This window comes from Streptomyces sp. NBC_01017, assembly GCF_045162795.1.
In the GTDB taxonomy this organism is placed as follows: domain Bacteria; phylum Actinomycetota; class Actinomycetes; order Streptomycetales; family Streptomycetaceae; genus Streptomyces; species Streptomyces machairae.
This window is the reverse complement of sequence record NZ_CP108683.1, coordinates 3,836,279-3,855,301: the sequence shown is the minus strand read 5'-3', so window position 1 is coordinate 3,855,301 and position 19,023 is coordinate 3,836,279. Positions and strand designations below refer to the sequence as shown.

19 protein-coding genes are annotated in these 19,023 nt (G+C 69.3%); 13 read left to right on the top strand and 6 right to left on the bottom strand.

Annotated features, from left to right (window positions below):
• Positions 1-6: 6 nt before the first annotated feature.
• Genes OG331_RS17380 through OG331_RS17370 form a run of 3 tightly spaced genes read left to right on the top strand, consistent with a single transcriptional unit; the run spans position 7 to position 1,038 of the window.
• Positions 7-273, top strand: coding sequence for an acyl carrier protein (locus OG331_RS17380; protein ID WP_406197138.1), 267 nt, complete (start codon positions 7-9; stop codon positions 271-273).
• 1 nt (position 274) lies between these two features.
• Complete coding sequence (locus OG331_RS17375; RefSeq protein ID WP_406197136.1) at positions 275-730, top strand: SRPBCC family protein; 456 nt, start codon at positions 275-277, stop codon at positions 728-730.
• The gene (locus OG331_RS17370) at positions 715-1,038 is read left to right on the top strand and encodes a TcmI family type II polyketide cyclase (protein ID WP_406197134.1); all 324 of its coding nucleotides are present in this window, start codon (positions 715-717) and stop codon (positions 1,036-1,038) included. Before OG331_RS17375 ends, OG331_RS17370 begins: the two co-directional genes overlap by 16 nt.
• A gap of 60 nt (positions 1,039-1,098) precedes the next feature.
• Here the strand turns inward: OG331_RS17370 and OG331_RS17365 are convergent, their stop codons facing one another.
• Both OG331_RS17365 and OG331_RS17360 read right to left on the bottom strand, forming a co-directional pair.
• A complete protein-coding gene (locus OG331_RS17365) occupies positions 1,099-2,064 on the bottom strand; it encodes an amidohydrolase family protein (protein ID WP_406197131.1) in 966 nt (321 codons plus the stop codon).
• 52 nt (positions 2,065-2,116) lie between these two features.
• Positions 2,117-3,748, bottom strand: coding sequence for an FAD-dependent oxidoreductase (locus OG331_RS17360; protein WP_406197128.1), 1,632 nt, complete (start codon positions 3,746-3,748; stop codon positions 2,117-2,119).
• Positions 3,749-3,905: 157 nt separating this feature from the next.
• Between OG331_RS17360 and OG331_RS17355 the strand changes: the two genes are divergently transcribed.
• The 5 genes from OG331_RS17355 (at position 3,906) to OG331_RS17335 (ending at position 8,235) form a co-directional block, all read left to right on the top strand.
• Positions 3,906-5,174, top strand: coding sequence for a cytochrome P450 (locus OG331_RS17355; RefSeq protein ID WP_406197126.1), 1,269 nt, complete (start codon positions 3,906-3,908; stop codon positions 5,172-5,174).
• Between the two features lie 10 nt (positions 5,175-5,184).
• A complete protein-coding gene (locus OG331_RS17350; protein ID WP_406197124.1) occupies positions 5,185-5,490 on the top strand; it encodes an antibiotic biosynthesis monooxygenase family protein in 306 nt (101 codons plus the stop codon).
• Between the two features lie 74 nt (positions 5,491-5,564).
• Entirely contained in the window at positions 5,565-6,074 is a 510-nt protein-coding gene (locus tag OG331_RS17345; RefSeq protein ID WP_406197122.1) for a MarR family winged helix-turn-helix transcriptional regulator, read from the top strand.
• Positions 6,075-6,129: 55 nt separating this feature from the next.
• Positions 6,130-6,462, top strand: coding sequence for a DUF3817 domain-containing protein (locus OG331_RS17340; RefSeq protein WP_328879251.1), 333 nt, complete (start codon positions 6,130-6,132; stop codon positions 6,460-6,462).
• 72 nt (positions 6,463-6,534) lie between these two features.
• Positions 6,535-8,235: a methylmalonyl-CoA mutase gene (locus OG331_RS17335; protein ID WP_406197119.1), complete on the top strand. Its 1,701-nt coding sequence runs from the start codon at positions 6,535-6,537 to the stop codon at positions 8,233-8,235.
• Between the two features lie 12 nt (positions 8,236-8,247).
• On the opposite strand, the gene OG331_RS17330 is transcribed toward OG331_RS17335, so the two are convergent.
• Positions 8,248-8,868: a TetR/AcrR family transcriptional regulator gene (locus tag OG331_RS17330; RefSeq protein WP_406197116.1), complete on the bottom strand. Its 621-nt coding sequence runs from the start codon at positions 8,866-8,868 to the stop codon at positions 8,248-8,250.
• A gap of 211 nt (positions 8,869-9,079) precedes the next feature.
• Between OG331_RS17330 and OG331_RS17325 the strand changes: the two genes are divergently transcribed.
• The 5 genes from OG331_RS17325 (at position 9,080) to OG331_RS17305 (ending at position 13,946) form a co-directional block, all read left to right on the top strand.
• Entirely contained in the window at positions 9,080-10,054 is a 975-nt protein-coding gene (locus OG331_RS17325; RefSeq protein ID WP_406197114.1) for a tetratricopeptide repeat protein, read from the top strand.
• 663 nt (positions 10,055-10,717) lie between these two features.
• The gene (locus tag OG331_RS17320) at positions 10,718-11,353 is read left to right on the top strand and encodes a DUF6230 family protein (RefSeq protein WP_406197112.1); all 636 of its coding nucleotides are present in this window, start codon (positions 10,718-10,720) and stop codon (positions 11,351-11,353) included.
• A gap of 141 nt (positions 11,354-11,494) precedes the next feature.
• The gene (locus OG331_RS17315) at positions 11,495-12,055 is read left to right on the top strand and encodes a DUF6114 domain-containing protein (protein WP_406197110.1); all 561 of its coding nucleotides are present in this window, start codon (positions 11,495-11,497) and stop codon (positions 12,053-12,055) included.
• Positions 12,045-13,421: a hypothetical protein gene (locus tag OG331_RS17310; RefSeq protein ID WP_406197108.1), complete on the top strand. Its 1,377-nt coding sequence runs from the start codon at positions 12,045-12,047 to the stop codon at positions 13,419-13,421. Before OG331_RS17315 ends, OG331_RS17310 begins: the two co-directional genes overlap by 11 nt.
• Before the next feature lie 135 nt (positions 13,422-13,556).
• Complete coding sequence (locus OG331_RS17305) at positions 13,557-13,946, top strand: hypothetical protein (RefSeq protein ID WP_406197106.1); 390 nt, start codon at positions 13,557-13,559, stop codon at positions 13,944-13,946.
• A 123-nt stretch (positions 13,947-14,069) separates the two neighbouring features.
• On the opposite strand, the gene pyk is transcribed toward OG331_RS17305, so the two are convergent.
• The 3 genes from pyk to pta form a co-directional block, all read right to left on the bottom strand.
• Positions 14,070-15,500 carry a pyruvate kinase gene (gene pyk, locus OG331_RS17300; RefSeq protein ID WP_328879244.1) on the bottom strand — a complete coding sequence of 477 codons (1,431 nt, stop codon included), beginning with the start codon at positions 15,498-15,500 and terminating at the stop codon, positions 14,070-14,072.
• Between the two features lie 82 nt (positions 15,501-15,582).
• Positions 15,583-16,812 (bottom strand): acetate kinase, encoded by a 1,230-nt coding sequence (locus tag OG331_RS17295; protein ID WP_406197104.1) that lies wholly within the window; start codon positions 16,810-16,812, stop codon positions 15,583-15,585.
• Positions 16,809-18,911 carry a phosphate acetyltransferase gene (gene pta, locus OG331_RS17290; RefSeq protein ID WP_406197102.1) on the bottom strand — a complete coding sequence of 701 codons (2,103 nt, stop codon included), beginning with the start codon at positions 18,909-18,911 and terminating at the stop codon, positions 16,809-16,811. The genes OG331_RS17295 and pta overlap by 4 nt, the downstream gene beginning before the upstream one ends.
• Positions 18,912-19,023 lie beyond the last annotated feature (112 nt).

Genomic DNA, 19,023 nt, shown 5'->3' with positions numbered 1-19,023 from the left:
ACCCTCATGACCACCGGAGTGAACCAAGTGACCATCGCCGAGCTGGCCGCGCTGATGAAGCAGGCCGCCGGCGTGTCCGTCGACGCGCACGACCTCGAAGCCCGGGCGGAGACGCCTTTCTCCGAGTTCGGGCTCGACTCGCTCGGCCTCCTCGGCATCGTGGGCGAGCTGGAGAACCAGCACGGCCAGGCACTGCCCACCGACGCGGAGCGCTGCAAGAGCCCCCGCGCCTTCCTCGACCTCGTCAACGGCAGCCTCACGACAGGAGCCTGAAGTGGCCGGACACACCGAGAACGACATCACCATCGCCGCTCCCGTCGACCTCGTCTGGGACATGACGAACGACCTGGAGCGCTGGCCCCAGCTGTTCAGCGAGTACGCGTCCTGCGACGTGCTCTCCCGCGAGGGCGACACGGTGACCTTCCGCCTGACCATGCACCCCGACGAGAACGGCAAGGTGTGGAGCTGGGTCTCGGAACGGGTCGCAGACCGCGAGAAGCTCGTCGTGCGCGCCCGCAGGGTCGAGACCGGCCCCTTCGAGTACATGAACATCGTGTGGGAATACGAGGAGACCCCGGCCGGCACCCGGATGCACTGGACGCAGGACTTCGCCATGAAGCCGGACGCGCCGGTGGACGACGCCGGGATGACGGACATCATCAACCGCAACTCGCCCATCCAGATGGCCCTCATCCGCGACCGTGTGGAGGCCGCATGCACCACGCACTGATCGTCGCCAGGATGGCCCCGCAGTCCGCCTCGGACATCGCGGGCGTCTTCGCGGCCTCCGACCGGGGCGAACTCCCGCACCTCGTCGGGGTGACCCAGCGTTCGCTGTTCCAGTTCGGCGATGTGTACATGCACTTCATCGAGGCCGAGCAGGATCCGGGCCCCGCCATCGCGAAGGTGGCCGGGCACCCCGAGTTCGCCGACATCAGCAGGAAGCTGGAGGCGTTCGTCAGCCCGTACGACCCGCAGACCTGGCGGAGTCCGAAGGACGCGATGGCGCAGCGCTTCTACCACTGGTCGAAGGGCTGAGAGCGAAAAGCCGCCGCCCGCGCCGGACAGGCGCGGGCGGCGGCTTCGTCGTGCGGCCGGTCACCGACGGGCGAGCCCCGGCATCAGCCGCAGCGCGTTCTCCCGGTTGATGCCCTGGAGCTGCTGCTCCGAGAGGAAGGGATCGCCGTCCAGCGCGGGGGTCACGCTGTCGGTGATGACATGCGCGGGGGTGGGCGGCCAGTCCGTGCCGAAGAGGATGCGGTCGGGGTCCACCGCCGCCAGCAGAGTGGGCGTGGCGGACGGCGACATGGGGCCCGCCGTGTCGAAGTAGAACCGGTGCAGGTAGTCACGGACCCGGTCGGCCTCGATCGGGGGGTCGATGCGTCCGCCGAACAGTTCGAGACGGGTGGCCATGTAGGGGAGGAAGCCCCCTCCGTGCGGCAGGACGAAGCTGAGGTTCGGGTAGCGGTCCAGGGTGCCGTTGCGGATGAGGTTGATGGCCGCGCGGGTGGTGTCCAGCAGGAAGTCGCACACGAAGGGCGGCATCCCCGGCAGCCCCGCGTCACCGTCCTTCCCGGCCTGTACCTCCATGGGGTGCGTGCTGATGACCGCGGACCGCTCGTTCAGCTCCTGCAGGAGACGGTCGTGCGACTCGTCGCCCAGGAAGACGCCGTTGACGCTCGTGCGCGTGCTCACGCCGACGGCACCGAGCTCGTCGAGGCCGTGGCGCACGCTCCACGAGGAGAGCTCCAGGTCGTCGAGGAAGACGGGCGTGAAGAAGGCGAAGCGCGCGGGGTTGGACTCGACGACGTCGGCCGCCGCCCGCAGGGCGACGCGTGCGCTCTCCTGGCGCTCGGCGCGCTCACGGAACCGGCCCAGCATCGCGACGGTCATGACGGACGTGCCGATGCCGTTCTTGTCCATGACCTCCAGTGCCGCGTTCAGGTCCCACCGGGTCCACCAGGGCAGCTTCTCGCGGCTGACGACGCCCCGCTCCTCGGCCCAGTCCAGCCAGGCCGGGGCGGTGAAGTGGTGGTGGACGTCGATGCGTCCGGCAAGGGTCATAACAACGTCCTCGGTGTGGGGTGTTCAGGGGTGACGGGGGTTCACGGGGGGTTCAGTCGCGGCAGAGCAGGGTCTGCAGCACGTTCGTCAGGACGCGGTCGGCGTCCGGCATCGCGGCGTCCGCCCGCCAGGCGACGAAGCCGTCCGGGCGGACCAGGACGGCGCCGTCCTCGGCCGTGCCGTGCAGCTCCGCCCAGTCGGCGTCCCTGTCGGGGACGAGGTCGTGGTCGGGTCCGGTGCCCACGAGGTACGCCTCGACCGGGACGCCCAGGTTCAGGGAGGCCTTCTCCACCGCGGTCCGCCACTTCTGGCCGCCGGATCCGGCGAGCAGCACGAAGGAGCGCTCGTACAGATCGAGCGTGGAGATCCTGCCGCCCCCTCGCACGACCCACATGTGCGGCGCACGGCTGCCCGGTTCGCCGCCCAGCTGGAACGTGTCGGGGACGATCGGCTGCTCCGGGTGGGCGCCCACCACGGCGCTCGACGCGTACCGGTAGCAGAGGGCGACGGTCATCAGGTCCGCCGGGTCGTTGTTGCGTCCCGCGGCGGGGCTGAACCCCGGGTGCTGTTCGTCGGCCGCCTGGACGCACGCGCGTGTGCCGGTCGCGAGGGCGACGGGCCGCCGCTCCCGCTCGTAGGACTCGAGCAGCGGCAGGCCGGCCCAGCCGCGCAGCACCGAGGCCAGTTTCCAGGCGAGGTTGTGAGCGTCCTGGATTCCGGTGTTGGAGCCGAACGCCCCGGTGGGCGGCATCTCGTGGGCCGAGTCGCCGGCCAGGAAGACCCGGCCCTCGCCGTAGCTGTCCGCGACCCGCTTCGACGCGTGCCACGGGGCCTTGCCGGTGATCTCGACGTCGATGTCCGAGGCGCCGACGGCGGCGCGGATGTGGGCCGAGAGCCGCTCGTCGGTGAAGTCGTCCAAGTCCTCGCCCCGGTCGGGATACCAGGGAACGTGGATCACCCAGCGCTCCTCGTTGTCCACCGGCAGCAGAGCACCCTCCCCGTCGGGGTCGGTGACGTAGCAGACAACGAATCGTTGCTCTCCGACGTACTTCTTCAGCGCCCTGCTGCGGAAGGTGACGCTGACGTTGTGGAACAGCTCGCCCGGCCCCGACTGGCCGATCCCCAGGTGCTTGCGGATGGGGCTTCTGGGACCGTCGGCGGCCACCAGGAAGTCGGCGTTCACGGTGTAGGTCTCACCGGTCTCCCGGTTCCTGACCCGGGCCTGCACTCCGTCCCCGGTCTCCGTGAAGGAGAGCAGCTCCGAGCTGAAGCGGATGTCGGCACCCTGCTCGCGGGCGTAGCTCAACAGCACGGGCTCCAGGTCGTTCTGACTGCACAGGCACCAGTCCGCGGAACTGACCCGCGAGACGTCCATGCCGCCGGAGATGTCCCCGACGATCCAGCGGCGCTCCTTCCCGGTGAGCTTGTCCACCTGGAGGATGCCGTCGTTCCCGGAGAGCACGCGGGCCGCCTCCCGGATGCCCGACTCCAGGCCGGCGGTCCGGTAAATCTCCATGGTGCGCACGTTGTTGCCACGGCCGCGCGGGTGCGTCGATGTCCGGGCATGCCGCTCCACGAGCATGTGCTCAATTCCGAGGCGTCCCAGGAAAACCGAAGTGGAAAGACCCACCAGGGAGCCGCCGACGATGAGAACTGGTACAGATTCCGCTTCGTGTCCGCTCACGTCGACGATGTTTACCAGTTCGGACTCCGGTCCACACGTCCTCCGGTGACCCGACCCGTTTGGCGCAGTGCCGTTTGCGGCGGGTTGCCGCCCGGGAAACGGTGGCACTGACCGACGGAATCCGACCGCCGGAATCCACGCCTACCCGGGGACAGTCATGACGCAAGCTTTCGCATCCGAGGAATCCGGGGCACTGTCGCGCGAAGAAGCCGCGGCCGCGGCCGCGGCGTGCAGCCGGGAGTTCCGCGCCGACCCGCATCCCGTGTACGCCACGCTGCGGGAAACGGCACCCGTCTGCCCGATGTCGCCGCCGCACGGCGTCGAGACGTACCTCATCACGCGGTACGACGACGGCCGCGCCGCGCTGGCCGACCCCCGGCTGAGCAAGGACATGTACGGCGCCATCGACGCCTACCACCGCATCTTCGGTGACTCGTCGATCGCGCTGGACGACAACATGCTGTTCTCGGACCCGCCGAAGCACACGAGGCTGCGCAGGATCGTCGGCAGTACGTTCACTCCGAAAAGGGTGGAATCGCTGCGCACCCGGATCCAGGAGATCACCGACGGACTGCTGGATCAATGTCCGACGTCCGGTCCGTTCAATCTGCTCCCGGAGTTCTGCTTCCCGCTGCCGCTGCAGGTGATCTGTGAACTCCTGGGCGTCCCGGAAAACGAGCGCAAACAGGCTCAGGAATGGTCGGCGACCGTCGCGCAGACCGGTTTTGGACCGGAGGCGAGAAAGGCGCTGGAAATCGCCGAGGGAAATCTCCGCGAGTATCTGGTGGACCTGTGCGCGCGAAAGCGGAAGGCGCCGGACTCGGGCCTGCTCAGCGCGCTCGTCACGGCCAAGGACCAGGAAGGCGCGCTCACCGACAGCGAACTCGTGTCCACGGCGTGGGTGCTCCTCTTCGCGGGCCACAAGACCACGGCGTACCAGATCGGCAACACCGTCTACCACCTGCTCAGCCGCCCGGAGCAGAAGCGGCTGGCACTGCGGGACGACGCCTCACTGGCCGCGGCGATCGAGGAGGTCTTCCGCTTCGAGAGCTCCGTGGAGAACTCCACCTTCCGCTGGGCGAAGGAGGACATCGTCATCCGCGACCAGCTCATCCCCAAGGGTGCGCTCGTCCAGATCTCGATCACCGGCGCCAACCGTGACCCGGAGGTGTTCGCCGACCCGAACGAGCTGGACGTCCAGCGTCCGAACGCCCAGGCGGCGCATCTCGCCTTCGGCTACGGCCCGCACTACTGCGCCGGCGCACCGCTGGCCCGGCTGGAGATCCAGCTCGCCCTCGGCACCCTGTTCCGGCGGCACCCGCACATGGCCCTGGCCGTGGCACCGGAGGACGCGCGCTGGATGACCGTGCCGTTCCCCGCCTTCCGCGGACTCGCGGAACTGCCGGTCGTCCTCGACCCGTCCTGACGGGAGCACCATGGAACGCGTGCGGGTCATTCGGCTGCTCCATGTGCGCGAGGGCCGGGAAGCGGACTTCGTGGACTCCTATCAGGGCGTGCGCGAACGTGCCGCGCGTGCCCCCGGGCACCTCGGCGAACAGTTGTGCCGCTCCCTCGACGATCCCGCTCGATGGCTGCTCACCAGCGAGTGGGAGAGCATGGACGCCGTCAAACGGTGGCGGACCGACCCCGACCACCAGATGCTGGTCGAGCCGATGAACGCCTGTCTGCACGACGACCGGTGGACAGGGGCCTTCCAGGTCCGGGGCCTGGTGGCCGAGTAGCGCGGCGGCGGGGCAGGGGACCGAAGGGCGAGACGGGGCTGACCAGCATGTGACCGGCCGGTAGGGTCGGTGCCGTGCCGAAGCCGCTCAGTCTTCCCTTCGACCCCATCGCCCGCGCCGACGAACTCTGGAAGCAGCGCTGGGGAAACGTGCCGTCCATGGCCGCCATCACCTCGATCATGCGCGCACAGCAGATCCTGCTGGCCGAGGTGGACGCGGTGGTCAAGCCGTACGAGCTGACGTTCGCGCGGTACGAGGCACTGGTGCTGCTCAACTTCTCCAAGGCCGGGGAACTGCCGATGTCCAAGATCGGCGAGCGGCTCATGGTGCACCCCACATCCGTGACGAACACCGTCGACCGGCTGGTCAAGTCGGGTCTGGTCGACAAGCGGCCCAACCCCAACGACGGACGCGGCACCCTCGCCTCCATCACCGACAAGGGCCGGGAGGTCGTCGAGGCGGCCACCCGTGACCTCATGGCCATGGACTTCGGGCTCGGGGCGTACGACGCCGAGGAGTGCGCGGAGATCTTCGCGATGCTGCGCCCGCTGCGGGTGGCGGCCCACGACTTCGACGAGAGCTGACTTCGCGGCCGGGGGCGGGGCAAGATCTCCCGGAACGCCTGGTTACGCTCTTCGCATGAAGAAGAGCGTCCTGACCCGCTACCGGGTGATGGCCTACGTCACCGCCGTGATGCTGCTCGTGCTGTGCACCTGCATGGTGTTCAAGTACGGCTTCGACATGGGCGAGGACGTCACCTTCGCCGTCTCCCAGGTCCACGGCTTCCTCTACATCATCTACCTGGTCTTCGCCTTCGACCTCGGCTCCAAGGCCAAGTGGTCGTTCGGCAAGCTGCTGTGGGTGCTGCTCTCGGGGACCATCCCCCTCGCCGCCTTCTTCGTGGAGCGCAAGGTCACACGAGAGGTCGAACCGCTGGTCGGGGACCCGGCGCCGGCTGTCGCCAAGGCCTGACGACACCGCCGTACGCATGCGTACGGCGGTCTGCCATCGACATTTACTTGGACGTCCTAGTAAATTTGAAGCATGGACGCTGACGCCATCGAGGAGGGCCGCCGTCGCTGGCAGGCCCGCTACGACGCTTCGCGCAAGCGCGAGGCCGACTTCACCACGCTCTCCGGGGACCCCGTGGAGCCGGTGTACGGGCCCAGGCCTGGGGACAGGTACGAGGGCTTCGAGCGGATCGGATGGCCCGGGGAGTACCCCTTCACACGCGGGCTGTATCCGACCGGCTACCGAGGGCGGACGTGGACCATCCGGCAGTTCGCCGGGTTCGGGAACGCCGAGCAGACCAACGAGCGGTACAAGATGATCCTCGGCAACGGCGGAGGCGGTCTCTCGGTCGCCTTCGACATGCCGACGCTCATGGGCCGCGACTCCGACGACCCGCGCTCGCTGGGCGAGGTCGGGCACTGCGGTGTCGCCATCGACTCGGCCGCCGACATGGAGGTCCTGTTCAAGGACATCCCGCTCGGTGACGTGACGACCTCCATGACCATCAGCGGTCCGGCCGTGCCCGTCTTCTGCATGTACCTGGTGGCCGCCGAGCGCCAGGGCGTCGACCCGGCTGTGCTCAACGGCACGCTGCAGACGGACATCTTCAAGGAGTACATCGCCCAGAAGGAGTGGCTCTTCCAGCCCGAGCCGCACCTGCGTCTCATCGGCGACCTCATGGAGCACTGCGCGGCCGGCATCCCCGCCTACAAGCCGCTGTCCGTCTCCGGCTACCACATCCGCGAGGCCGGAGCGACGGCGGCGCAGGAGCTGGCGTACACGCTGGCGGACGGGTTCGGGTACGTCGAACTGGGGCTCTCGCGCGGGCTGGACGTCGACGTGTTCGCCCCCGGGCTGTCCTTCTTCTTCGACGCGCACCTCGACTTCTTCGAGGAGATCGCCAAGTTCCGGGCCGCCCGCCGCATCTGGGCGCGCTGGATGCGGGACGTGTACGGGGCGCAGAGCGACAAGGCGCAGTGGCTGCGCTTCCACACGCAGACCGCCGGTGTCTCGCTGACCGCCCAGCAGCCGTACAACAACGTCGTACGTACGGCCGTGGAGGCGCTCGCCGCCGTGCTCGGCGGGACGAACTCGCTGCACACCAACGCCCTCGACGAGACCCTCGCCCTGCCCTCAGAGCAGGCCGCCGAGATCGCCCTGCGCACCCAGCAGGTCCTCATGGAGGAGACCGGGGTCGCCAACGTGGCCGACCCGCTGGGCGGTGCGTGGTACGTCGAGCAGCTGACCGACCGCATCGAGGCCGACGCCGAGAAGATCTTCGAGCAGATAAGGGAGCGCGGACTGCGGGCGCACCCCGACGGCCGGCACCCCATCGGGCCGATCACGTCCGGGATCCTGCGGGGCATCGAGGACGGCTGGTTCACCGGGGAGATCGCCGAGTCGGCGTTCCGGTATCAGCAGTCGCTGGAGAAGGGTGACAAGAGGGTCGTCGGGGTCAACGCCCACACCGGCTCCGTCACCGGCGACCTGGAGATCCTGCGGGTCAGCCACGAGGTGGAGCGGGAGCAGGTACGGGAGCTGGGCGCCCGCCGCGACGCCCGGGACGACGCGGCCGTACGCACCGCGCTCGACGCGATGATCGCCGCCGCCCGCGACGGGTCCAACATGATCGAGCCGATGCTGGACGCGGTACGGGCCGAGGCGACGCTGGGCGAGATCTGCGGCGTGCTGCGGGACGAGTGGGGGGTGTACACGGAGCCGCCGGGGTTCTGACCCCGCACAGCTCTACGCGGCGCCGGTGAGGCCGAGGAGCAGCACGCGCGTGAAGCCGTGCACCCACTCCTCGTCGGCCGGCTCCGCGCTGACCAGGGTGCGATGCACCACCGCACCCGCCACCACGTCGAAGATCAGGTCCACGGTGCGCGCGGCTTCCTCCGGATCATCCGTCTCCGGGGGGAGCTCGCCGCGTTCCTGGGCCCGGCAGCGCCCCCGCAGGACCAGGCCCTTCTGGCGCTCGACGATGGACTGGCGGATGCGCTCGCGCAGGGCGTCGTCGCGTGTCGACTCGGCGACCACCGCCATCAGCCCGCTCTTGGCCTCCGGGCGGGCCAGAATCGCCGCGAATTGCAGGACCACGCCCTCGATGTCGGCGGCCAGGGAACCGCGGTCGGGGAGCTCCAGCTCGTCGAAGAGCTCGGCCACCGCGTCGACCACCAGCTCGTTCTTGCCGGACCAGCGGCGATAAAGCGTCGTCTTTGCAACCCCCGCGCGTGTTGCCACGTCTCCCAAAGTGAGCTTGGACCAGCCCAGTTCGACCAGAGCCTCGCGCGTCGCAGCCAGGATCGCGGCGTCCGCGGCGGCGCTGCGCGGGCGGCCGGGACGGGGGGCGGTGGTGCGGCTCTGCATCCCATGACCATATCCGGGGGGTTCCTGTGTGGTCGTGAGGGAGATCACGGGATGGTGGTGTTCCGGAACCCCGCTCTGCCATTACGCTACGAGTCGTAGCGAAAGCGATGACCACTGACGCGGGTGGGGACCCGGCGTCGAACAGCAGCGGGCCGGACCGGCTTTCGGGCCGTTTTTCACATGCGCGGGCGGATCGGGGGAGGATAGACGCATGCAGCCACGGAACATGTCCATGAGCGGAGTCGTCGACCTCGCCGCGGTGAAGGCGGCCCAGGAGGCCAAGGCAAAGGCGGAGCAGGCGCGTGCCGAGTCCGCCCGGCAGGGCGGGGGAGGGGCCGTGTCGCCCGCCGACCTCGTCATCGATGTGGATGAGGCGGGGTTCGAGCGGGACGTCCTGCAGCGGTCCGCCGAGGTGCCCGTCGTCATCGACTTCTGGGCCGAGTGGTGCGAGCCCTGCAAGCAGCTCAGCCCGCTGCTGGAGCGGCTCGCCGTCGAGTACGCCGGGCGGTTCATGCTCGCCAAGATCGACGTCGACGCCAACCAGATGCTGATGCAGCAGTTCGGCGTGCAGGGGATTCCGGCCGTGTTCGCCGTCGTCGCCGGACAGGCGCTGCCGCTCTTCCAGGGCGCCGCGGGCGAGGCGCAGATCCGCGAGACGCTGGACCAGCTCGTCGCCGTCGCCGAGCAGCGCTTCGGCCTGACCGGTCTCACCGTCGACCCGGACGCCGAGCCCGGGGGCGCCCAGTCCGCTCCCGCCGAGCCGGCCGGTCCGTACGACGCGTTGCTGGAGGCCGCCGTGCAGGCCCTGGACGCGGGCGACTTCGGCGGTGCCGTCCAGGCCTACCAGAACGTGCTGAGCGAGGACCCGGCGAACATGGAGGCCAAACTGGGTCTCGCGCAGGCCGAGTTGTTGCAGCGCGTGCAGGGTCTCGACCCCCAGCAGGTGCGCAAGGACGCCGCCGAGAAGCCGGCCGATGTGCAGGCGCAGATCGCCGCCGCCGACCTGGACCTGGTGGGCGGCCATGTCGAGGACGCTTTCGGACGGCTCATCGAGACCGTGCAGCGCACGGTGGGTGACGACCGGGACGCCGTACGGCTTCGTCTGCTGGAGCTCTTCGAGGTCGTGGGCGGCGAGGACCCGCGCGTGGCCGCTGCCCGCCGGGCGCTGGCGCGCGCCCTGTTCTGACCGGGGCTTCGAGCGGGGCGGTGGCCCCGTTCTGACCAGTAACTAAACGCGAGGGCGCGTGTTGCCCGAGTGAAGGGTTTGCCCTGGAGGGCATCAGAGCGGCCGCGCTTTACCAAATCTTGGTAATCGCGGCCGCAGTTACTGCGGGTAAGTCGAAGCCGTCGTTCTGTCGGAATCTGTCCGGTGATTAATGGACTTGTCCGGTCGCCCGACAACACCCTGCGTCGCTGTCCGAGACCGGCAGGTCGTTGTTCGGTTATCCGCCCGTTACTACCGAGTAACGAAGCCCCTTGTGCGGGCGGCGAGAATGCACCACGATCGGCCACGCTCGGTCCATTCCCGCACCCCGACAGCCGGTTGGGTCACGGGAGTTCCTGGGTCCCCACCGAGCAGAGTCGGCGGCAGTGGCGCCGGCTCTTGGACAGGGGGGTCTTCGCCCACCCGGCGAAGCCTGTCCAGCAAGGTTGTGCGTGATGCGTGTCAGGCGCGACCAGTGGTTGTCGCTCGGGGGTGATCGCCGGTGATCGGTGCGCGGTTCGCGCCTCCGAGGACGGGCGCTCTCCTTCCCGAGGACGTAGCACTTCTCCCATCCCTGCCCGGCTGAGCCGTCGAGCTGACGGTGGCAGCCAGGGCCAGGAGATGTACGTCCGAGAAGGAGGAAATATGGAGTCCCAGGTGCGTGGCGGGACCAGATGGAAGCGGTTCGCTGTGGTCATGGTGCCCAGCGTCGCCGCCACGGCTGCGATAGGTGTCGCCCTCGCGCAGGGCGCTCTCGCCGCGTCGTTCAGTGTCTCCGGTCAGTCGTTCAAGGTGACCACCGACAAGCTCGTCGGTACGGGCTTCTCGCAGTACGGCGCTCTTGACGAGGGCTACACGCTCTCCGGCAAGAAGACGGTTCACCCCGTCGCCGTCTCGGGGTTCAAGTCCGCGACGATCAGCAACATGTGCCAGTCCGTCGTCACCCCGGACATCCCGATCCTCGGGAGTGTCAGCCTGATCCTGCGGGCGGGCCAGGGCGACACGCCGGTCGAGGCCAAGAACCTGTACATCGACGTGGCCGACCTTCAGGCCGACGCCACGTTCGAGAACATCGACATCGGTGTGGCCGCAAAGGACGCCAACAAGGGTCCGGGCATGAAGGGCGGCGGCGAGCAGGCCAACCCCTTCGGCTTCGCCCAGCAGGCCGACAAGGCCACGCTGAGCAACGTGAAGCAGACGGCGTGGGCGACCACCGCCGGAACCTTCAAGCTCAGCGGTCTGAAGATGTCGCTGTCGACGGGTGTCAAGGAGTGCTACTAAGCACTCACCGACGGGCGGGGGAGCCGATGGCGCCCCCGCCCGTCCACTCTCCGCCCGCTTTCTTCACAAGCGGTCACATGCACCACAACTCACCACCACCGCACCACCATCACAGCAAGCCGTAGCAGGGAGCTGTTTTCCATGAGCGCCGAGACTCCTGCCGTATCCGGCCAGTTCGCCCACCGCAGGACGCAGTTCGCCGCCTGGCGGGGTACGCGGCCGTTCTGGGCCGGTCTGTTCGTCATGCTCGGCGGACTCCCCATCGCCTACTTCCCATACGCGAACCTTCAGATCGGCCACCTGACGCTGGCGATGCAGACCGCGGGGGGCTCCAGCTCCCTGATCATCGGTGTGCTGCTCGTCGTCCTCGGCTTCACTCTCTGGTTCCAGAAGCACGTCCGCACCTTCGCGGGCGTCGCGGCGATCCTGCTGGCGCTGGTGTCCATCCCGCTGTCCAACCTCGGCGGCTTCCTGATCGGCTTCCTCCTCGCCCTTGTCGGCGGGGCCATGGCCGTGTCGTGGGCGCCCGCCGGAGACTCCGACGCGCAGCCGGCGCAGACGGACACGACGGGCGGGGAGAGCGCACCCGCGGGTGCCGCGGACCCCGACACCACCATCCTCAAGCCCGTGGTGGGCGAGCCGAACGATCTGTCAGGAACGAGCCCGGCGAACGGGGCGAACGGGAGGCACAGTGCCGGCTGACGAGGTGACCCACGGGACTGAGGTGGACAAGTCCCGTGTGAGAACCGGGCCGCGTCACGCGGCGCCCAAGAAGCCGCTGTTCACCAGGTTCCAGATGCCGGCGGGCAAGGCGATAGCCCTGGCGGCGATGCCGACGGCGGTCCTCATGGGCATGGGCTTCACGCCCACGCTCGCGCAGGCCGACAGCGACAACGCCACCAAGCCGACGTCCAACAGCCTCACCGCGGACGAGTACAAGGAGTGCGTGGCGGCACTGGAGGACGACGCCTCGGCGTCCACGTCCCCCAGCGCCGGCGAGTCCACGGACAAGGACGAGACGGCCGAGCCGACCCCGTCGGCCTCCTCCGGCCAGGACTCCTCGGACTCCAACTCCTCCGACGACTCCTCGGACACGTCGGGTTCTTCGGACTCCGCGGGCGACTCCTCCTCGTCGGATTCAGGTTCCGACGACGCGGCCGAACCCACGCCGACCCCGTCGCCGAGCAAGGCGGGCGAGGAGCAGTCCGGCGACTCGGCCACGGCGTCCCCCTCGCCGTCCGAGAGCGGCGGCAACGTGCTGGAGGAGATCGGCGACGCCATCGAGGGCATCTTCACGGGCGGTTCGAAGGACGAGGAGTCCGCGAGCCCGACGCCGACGACCTCCGCGAGCGCGAGCGAGGAGACGTCCTCCGGATCCGCCGATTCCGGCACGTCCGGCAAGGACACCTCCGAGTCGTCCGACCCCGTCAAGGAGACCGCCGACAAGGCCACCGACGCGGTGAAGGACACCGTCGAGGGCGCCACCGACAAGGCGTCCGAGGCGGCCGAGGACACCACCGAGGCGGCCCAGGAGGCGGCCGACGAGGCCACCGCCACGCCGAGCCCGTCCGCGAGCTCCACCACGGACCCGGAGAACTGCCCGGCCGCCACGGACGAGGAGGGCGGCGTCGACAACCCCGTGCCGCTGCCCGACGACCCGTGGTTCCTGAATGCCAGCTCGCTGCTGCTGAAGGGCGCCGACTACCAGGGCGTCGTCAAGGTGAAGACGGCCGACGGCACCACCAAGAAGGTGCTGAAGTACGTCATCTCCGACGGCACCGACATCGGCGACCTGCACCAGACGGTCCAGGACAAGCAGTCCGGCAAGACCTACCACGTGCAGGCGGCCGAGGGCTCGACGTCCACGATCCGCAACGGCACGACGGTGATGTACACCGAGAGCATCTCCGGCAACCTGCTGGGTCTGATCCCGGTGACGTTCGACCCGGAGCACCCGCCGCCGCTGAACATCCCGCTGATCTACTTCACGAAGGTGAAGGTCACGCAGGCCGGCCAGTTCGGCGGCACCCTGCACGTGCCCGGACTGCACAACTTCGTGACCGACTGAGCCGGGCGCCTCGATCAGACGCCCCCACAGACCCGTTCGGGAGCCGCACAACCGGCCGTGGCCCGGTCCTCCAAGCGAGGGCCGGGCCACGGCTGTGCGCGGCTCACGCGAAGACCATGGGGGACGGAGAGCCGTGTGAAAACCCAGTTGAAGGTGACCCGCGACGGTGACGCGTTCATCGCCCGGCTCACGCCCCGTCAGGTCTCGGCGATGTACGAGGCGCTCAGCCATCTGCGCCATCGGAACCGCGGTGACACGGAGCTGACCCTGTTGGTCGGGGCGGGCCGGGAGGCGGTCGACGCCCTCGTGGAACGCCTGGCCGGACGCCACACGGAGTCACGCGACTTCCGCCTCACCATGGAGGAACTCCACATGGTGCACAGCGCGCTGACCGCCGCGCCCACCATGTTCGTCGACCGCGGTGGCGTCTTCCCGCAGGAGCCGTTCCACATCCGGCTGGGCTTCTACCGGGAGAACTTCGACGCCCTGGCATATGCCGTCGTCCGGGCGGTGGCCGAGGCGTGACACCCGGCGTGGGCCACTCAGTGCGGGGCACCGAGTGTGCAAACGGGCGAGGGCGCCCCCTGCGAGCAGGGGGCGCCCTCACATGCCGTATCAGGGCCTCACAGCGGTCGGCGGCCCGTGCGGTCAGTCCCGCGGGCGGCCGCCGAGGTGGTGGACGCGGACCATGTTGGTGGTGCCGGGGACGCCGGGCGGGGAGCCGGCGGTGATGACCACGATGTCGCCCTCGTTGAACAGACCGAGCTTGACGATCTCCTGGTCGACCAGGTCGACCATCTCGTCGGTGCTGTTGACGAACGGGACCACGTGCGGCTCGACACCCCAGCTGAGCGTCATCTGGTTGCGCGTGGACTCGTCCGTGGTGAACGCGATGATCTGCTGGGCCGCGCGGTAGCGGCACAGGCGGCGGGCGGTGTCGCCGGACTGGGTGAAGGCGACCAGGCCCTTGCCGCCGAGGAAGTCGGCGATCTCGCAGGCGGCACGGGCCACCGAACCACCCTGGGTGCGGGGCTTCTTGCCGGGGACCAGCGGCTGCAGGCCCTTGGACAGCAGTTCCTGCTCGGCCGCGGTGACGATCTTCGACATCGTCTTGACGGTCTCGATCGGGTACGCGCCCACGCTCGACTCCGCGGACAGCATGACCGCGTCGGCGCCGTCCAGGATCGCGTTGGCCACGTCGGAGGCCTCGGCGCGGGTCGGGCGGGAGTTGGTGATCATCGACTCCATCATCTGGGTCGCCACGATCACCGGCTTGGCGTTGCGGCGGCACAGCTCGATGAGCCGCTTCTGCACCATCGGGACCTTCTCGAGCGGGTACTCGACGGCCAGGTCGCCACGCGCGACCATCACGGCGTCGAACGCCAGCACGACGTCCTCCATGTTCGCCACCGCCTGCGGCTTCTCCACCTTGGCGATGACCGGGACGCGGCGGCCGACCTCGTCCATGACCTTGTGCACGTCCTGCACGTCGTTGGCGTCCCGGACGAAGGACAGCGCGACCATGTCGCAGCCCATGCGCAGCGCGAACCGCAGGTCCTCGACGTCCTTCTCGGACAGCGCCGGCACGTTCACGGCCGCGCCGGGCAGGTTGATGCCCTTGTGGTCGGAGACGACGCCGCCCTCGATGACGATCGTCCGCACCTGCGGGCCCTCGACGTCCAGGACCTTCAGCTCGACGTTGCCGTCGTTGATGAGGATCTGGTCGCCGCGCGAGACGTCGCCCGGCAGGCCCTTGTAGGTGGTTCCGCAGATGGACTTGTCGCCCGGGACGTCCTCGGTCGTGATGACGAACTCGTCACCGCGCTCCAGCTCGACCGGGCCCTCGGCGAAGGTCTCCAGGCGGATCTTGGGGCCCTGTAGGTCGGCGAGCACACCGATGGCACGCCCGGTCTCCTGGGCGGCGGCCCGGAGCCGCTCGTAGCGGCCCTGGTGGTCCTCGTGCGTGCCGTGGCTGAAGTTGAAGCGGGCCACATTCATGCCCGCCTCGATCAACGCGACGAGCTGTTCATGGGAGTCGACCGCGGGGCCGAGAGTACAGACGATTTTCGAACGGCGCATGGGACGATCCTATCGGTTTGTTTCGCCGCGGAATATTCCGTCTGGCGGAAGATACAAATGAGCTGCGTAATGCTCAGCCGTGTTACTCGGCCGTTGCTTCAACGGTGTTCTCCCCGACCAGTGCGTAGGTCTGCGTCGCGATCTCCAGTTCTTCATCCGTCGGCACCACCGCGACCGCCACCCGCGCGCCCGGGGGCGAGATCAGCCGCGGCTCGTCACCGCGTACGGCGTTCAGCCCGGCGTCCACCGCGAGGCCCAGTTGTTCCAGGCCCGCCACGGCGGCTTCCCGCACCGGTGCCGCGTTCTCGCCGACGCCGGCCGTGAACGCGATCGCGTCCACCCTGCCGAGCACCGCGTAATAGGCGCCGATGTACTTCTTCAGTCGGTGAATGTAGATGTCGAAGGCCAATTGGGCCCGCTCGTCACCTTCGTCGATCCGCCGGCGGATCTCCCGCATGTCGTTGTCGCCGCACAGGCCGATCAATCCGCTCTTCTTGTTGAGAAGAGTGTCGATTTCCGCGATGGACATTTCGCCAACACGCGCCAAATGGAAGATGACGGCGGGATCGGTGTCACCGGATCGCGTACCCATCACGAGTCCCTCCAAAGGCGTCAGCCCCATGGAGGTGTCCACGCACTCGCCGCCCCGTACGGCGGACGCGGACGCGCCGTTGCCGAGGTGCAGCACGATGACGTTCACGTCCTCGGGCGCCTTGCCCAGCAGCTTCGCCGTGGCCCTGGAGACATACGCGTGCGAGGTGCCGTGGAAGCCGTACCGGCGTATCCGGTGCCGGTCGGCGGTCTCCACGTCGATCGCGTAGCGGGCGGCCGACTCCGGCATCGTGGTGTGGAAAGCGGTGTCGAAGACGGCGACCTGGGGCAGGTCCGGGCGCAGCCCCATGGCCGTACGGATGCCGATGAGGTTGGCCGGGTTGTGCAGCGGGGCCACCGGGATGAGCCGCTCGATCTCGGCGAGTACGGCGTCGTCGATGACGGTCGGCTCGGTGAACCGCTTGCCGCCGTGCACGACCCGGTGGCCGATCGCGGCCAGCTCGGGCGAGTCGATCCCGAGGCCGTCCTTGGCGAGCTCCGCCGAGACGGCCTTCAGGGCGGCGTCGTGGTCGGCGATGGGCCCGGTCCACTCGCGGGCCCCGCCGCCGCTCGCCAGCGGCGTGTGCTTGAGCCGGGAGGTCTCCTCGCCGATCCGCTCGACGAGGCCCACGGCCAGCCGGCTGCTGTCGCGCATGTCGAGCAGCTGGTACTTCACCGACGAGGAGCCGGAGTTGAGGACGAGGACGCGGGTCGCGGTCACTGGGCGGTGGCCTTCTCGGTGGGGGACAGGGCGGGGGACTGGGCCTGAATGGCGGTGATCGCCACGGTGTTCACGATGTCCTGGACCAGGGCGCCCCGGGACAGGTCGTTGACCGGCTTGCGCAGACCCTGCAGCACCGGGCCCACCGCGATCGCGCCGGCCGAGCGCTGTACGGCCTTGTACGTGTTGTTGCCGGTGTTGAGGTCCGGGAAGATCAACACGCTTGCCTGGCCGGCGACTTCGGACTCCGGCAGCTTGGTGGCCGCGACCGACGGCTCGACGGCGGCGTCGTACTGGATCGGCCCCTCGGTCTTCAGGTCGGGCCGCCGCTCGCGCACCAGCTCCGTCGCCTCGCGCACCTTGTCGACGTCGGCGCCCGAGCCGGACGTACCCGTCGAGTACGACAGCATCGCGATGCGCGGCTCCACGCCGAACCGCTGGGCGGTGGCCGCCGACTGGATGGCGATGTCGGCCAGCTGCTCGGCGTTCGGGTCGGGGTTCACCGCGCAGTCGCCGTAGACGAGCACGCGGTCGGCCAGGCACATGAAGAAGACGGACGAGACGATGTCGGCGTCGGGATTGGTCTTGATGATCTCGAAGGCCGGGCGGATGGTCGCCGCCGTGGAGTGCACGGACCCGGAGACCATGCCGTCCGCGAGTCCCTCCTGCACCATCAGCGTGCCGAAGTAGTTCACATCGGAGACGACGTCGTACGCCAGCTCCACGGTCACGCCCTTGTGGGCGCGCAGCTGGGCGTACTTCTCGGCGAAGGTGTCGCGCAGCTCGCTGGTCGCCGGGTCGATCAGCTGGGTGTCGCCCAGGTCGATGCCGAGGTCGGCGGCCTGCTTGCGGATCCGGTCGACCGGCCCGAGGAGGGTGAGGTCGCAGACATTGCGGCGCAGCAGCACCTCCGCGGCATGCAGGACGCGCGGCTCGGTGCCCTCGGGCAGCACGATGCGGCGCATGTCCGAGCGGGCCTGCTCCAGCAGCTTGTGCTCGAACATCATCGGCGTGAGCCGGTCGCTGCTCGGCGCCGAGACCCGCTTCAGCAGGTCGCCGGTGTCGACGTACCGCTCGAAGAGGCCGAGGGCGGTCTCCGCCTTGCGCGGGGTGGCCGCGTTCAACTTCCCCTCCATGGCGAAGAGCTGCTCCGCGGTGGGGAAGCTGTAGCCGGGCACCGAGAGCACCGGGGTGCCCGGGGCGAGGCGGGCGGCGAGGGTGAGGATCTCGTCGCCGGGGCGCTCGTCCAGGGTGAGAAGGAGGCCGGCGATCGGCGGGGTGCCGGCGCTGTGCGCGGCCAGCGAGCCGACGACCAGGTCGGCGCGGTCGCCCGAGGTGACGACGAGGCAGCCCGGGGTCAGGGCCTTGAGGAAGTTCGGCAGCATGGCGCCGCCGAACACGAAGTCCAGGGCGTCACGCGCGAGCCCCGAGTCGTCGCCGAGCAGGACCTTCGCGTCCAGGGCCTGGGCGATCTGCCAGACGGTCGGCGCGGCGAGGGCGGGCTCGTCCGGGACGACGTAGCAGGGCACCGGCAGCCGCGACCGCAGCGCCTGGGCGATCTCGTCCCGGTCGTCCCGGGCGACCCGGTTGGCGACCATGGCGAGCACGTCACAGCCCAGGCCCTCGTAGGCCCGGAAGGCGTTGCGCGTCTCGGCGAGCACCGACTCGGCGGCCTGCTTGCGGCCGCCCACGACGGGTATCACGGACGCGCCGAACTCGTTGGCGAGCCGGGCGTTGAGGGAGAGCTCGTCCGGGAGCTGGGTGTCGGCGTAGTCGGTGCCGAGGACGAGGACCACGTCGTATGTGCGGGCGACGGCGTGGAAGCGGTCGACGAGCGTGGAGACCAGCTCGTCCGTGCCGCGCTCGGCCTGCAGGGCGGACGCCTCGTGGTAGTCCATGCCGTAGACCGTCGCCGGGTCCTGCGAGAGGCGGTAGCGGGAGCGCAGCAACTCGAACAGACGGTCGGGGACGTGGTGGACCAGCGGCCGGAACACCCCCACCCGGTCGACCTGCCGGGTCAGGAGCTCCATGACTCCCAGTTCGACGACCTGGCGGCCGTCGCCGCGGTCGATGCCGGTCACGTACACGCTGCGCGTCACGCGTGCTCTCCGTTTCGTCTGGGGGACCGCAAAATCGCCCACCAGGGTGAGCGAAACCCTCTTGACAATACCCTTGCCGGTAGATAAGGCGCCCGTCAGGTTCGTGGGCCCG

Excerpts from the sequence above, each read along its gene's own strand:
- OG331_RS17365 (WP_406197131.1), bottom strand. The coding sequence starts at position 2,064 with ATGACCCTTGCCGGACGCATCGACGTCCACCACCACTTCACCGCCCCG.
- OG331_RS17340 (WP_328879251.1), top strand. The coding sequence starts at position 6,130 with ATGAAGAAGAGCGTCCTGACCCGCTACCGGGTGATGGCCTACGTCACC.
- OG331_RS17370 (WP_406197134.1), top strand. The coding sequence starts at position 715 with ATGCACCACGCACTGATCGTCGCCAGGATGGCCCCGCAGTCCGCCTCG.
- OG331_RS17330 (WP_406197116.1), bottom strand. The coding sequence starts at position 8,868 with ATGCAGAGCCGCACCACCGCCCCCCGTCCCGGCCGCCCGCGCAGCGCC.
- OG331_RS17315 (WP_406197110.1), top strand. The coding sequence starts at position 11,495 with ATGAGCGCCGAGACTCCTGCCGTATCCGGCCAGTTCGCCCACCGCAGG.
- OG331_RS17335 (WP_406197119.1), top strand. The coding sequence starts at position 6,535 with ATGGACGCTGACGCCATCGAGGAGGGCCGCCGTCGCTGGCAGGCCCGC.
- OG331_RS17355 (WP_406197126.1), top strand. The coding sequence starts at position 3,906 with ATGACGCAAGCTTTCGCATCCGAGGAATCCGGGGCACTGTCGCGCGAA.
- OG331_RS17380 (WP_406197138.1), top strand. The coding sequence starts at position 7 with ATGACCACCGGAGTGAACCAAGTGACCATCGCCGAGCTGGCCGCGCTG.
- OG331_RS17350 (WP_406197124.1), top strand. The coding sequence starts at position 5,185 with ATGGAACGCGTGCGGGTCATTCGGCTGCTCCATGTGCGCGAGGGCCGG.
- OG331_RS17320 (WP_406197112.1), top strand. The coding sequence starts at position 10,718 with ATGGAGTCCCAGGTGCGTGGCGGGACCAGATGGAAGCGGTTCGCTGTG.
- pyk (WP_328879244.1), bottom strand. The coding sequence starts at position 15,500 with ATGCGCCGTTCGAAAATCGTCTGTACTCTCGGCCCCGCGGTCGACTCC.
- OG331_RS17325 (WP_406197114.1), top strand. The coding sequence starts at position 9,080 with ATGCAGCCACGGAACATGTCCATGAGCGGAGTCGTCGACCTCGCCGCG.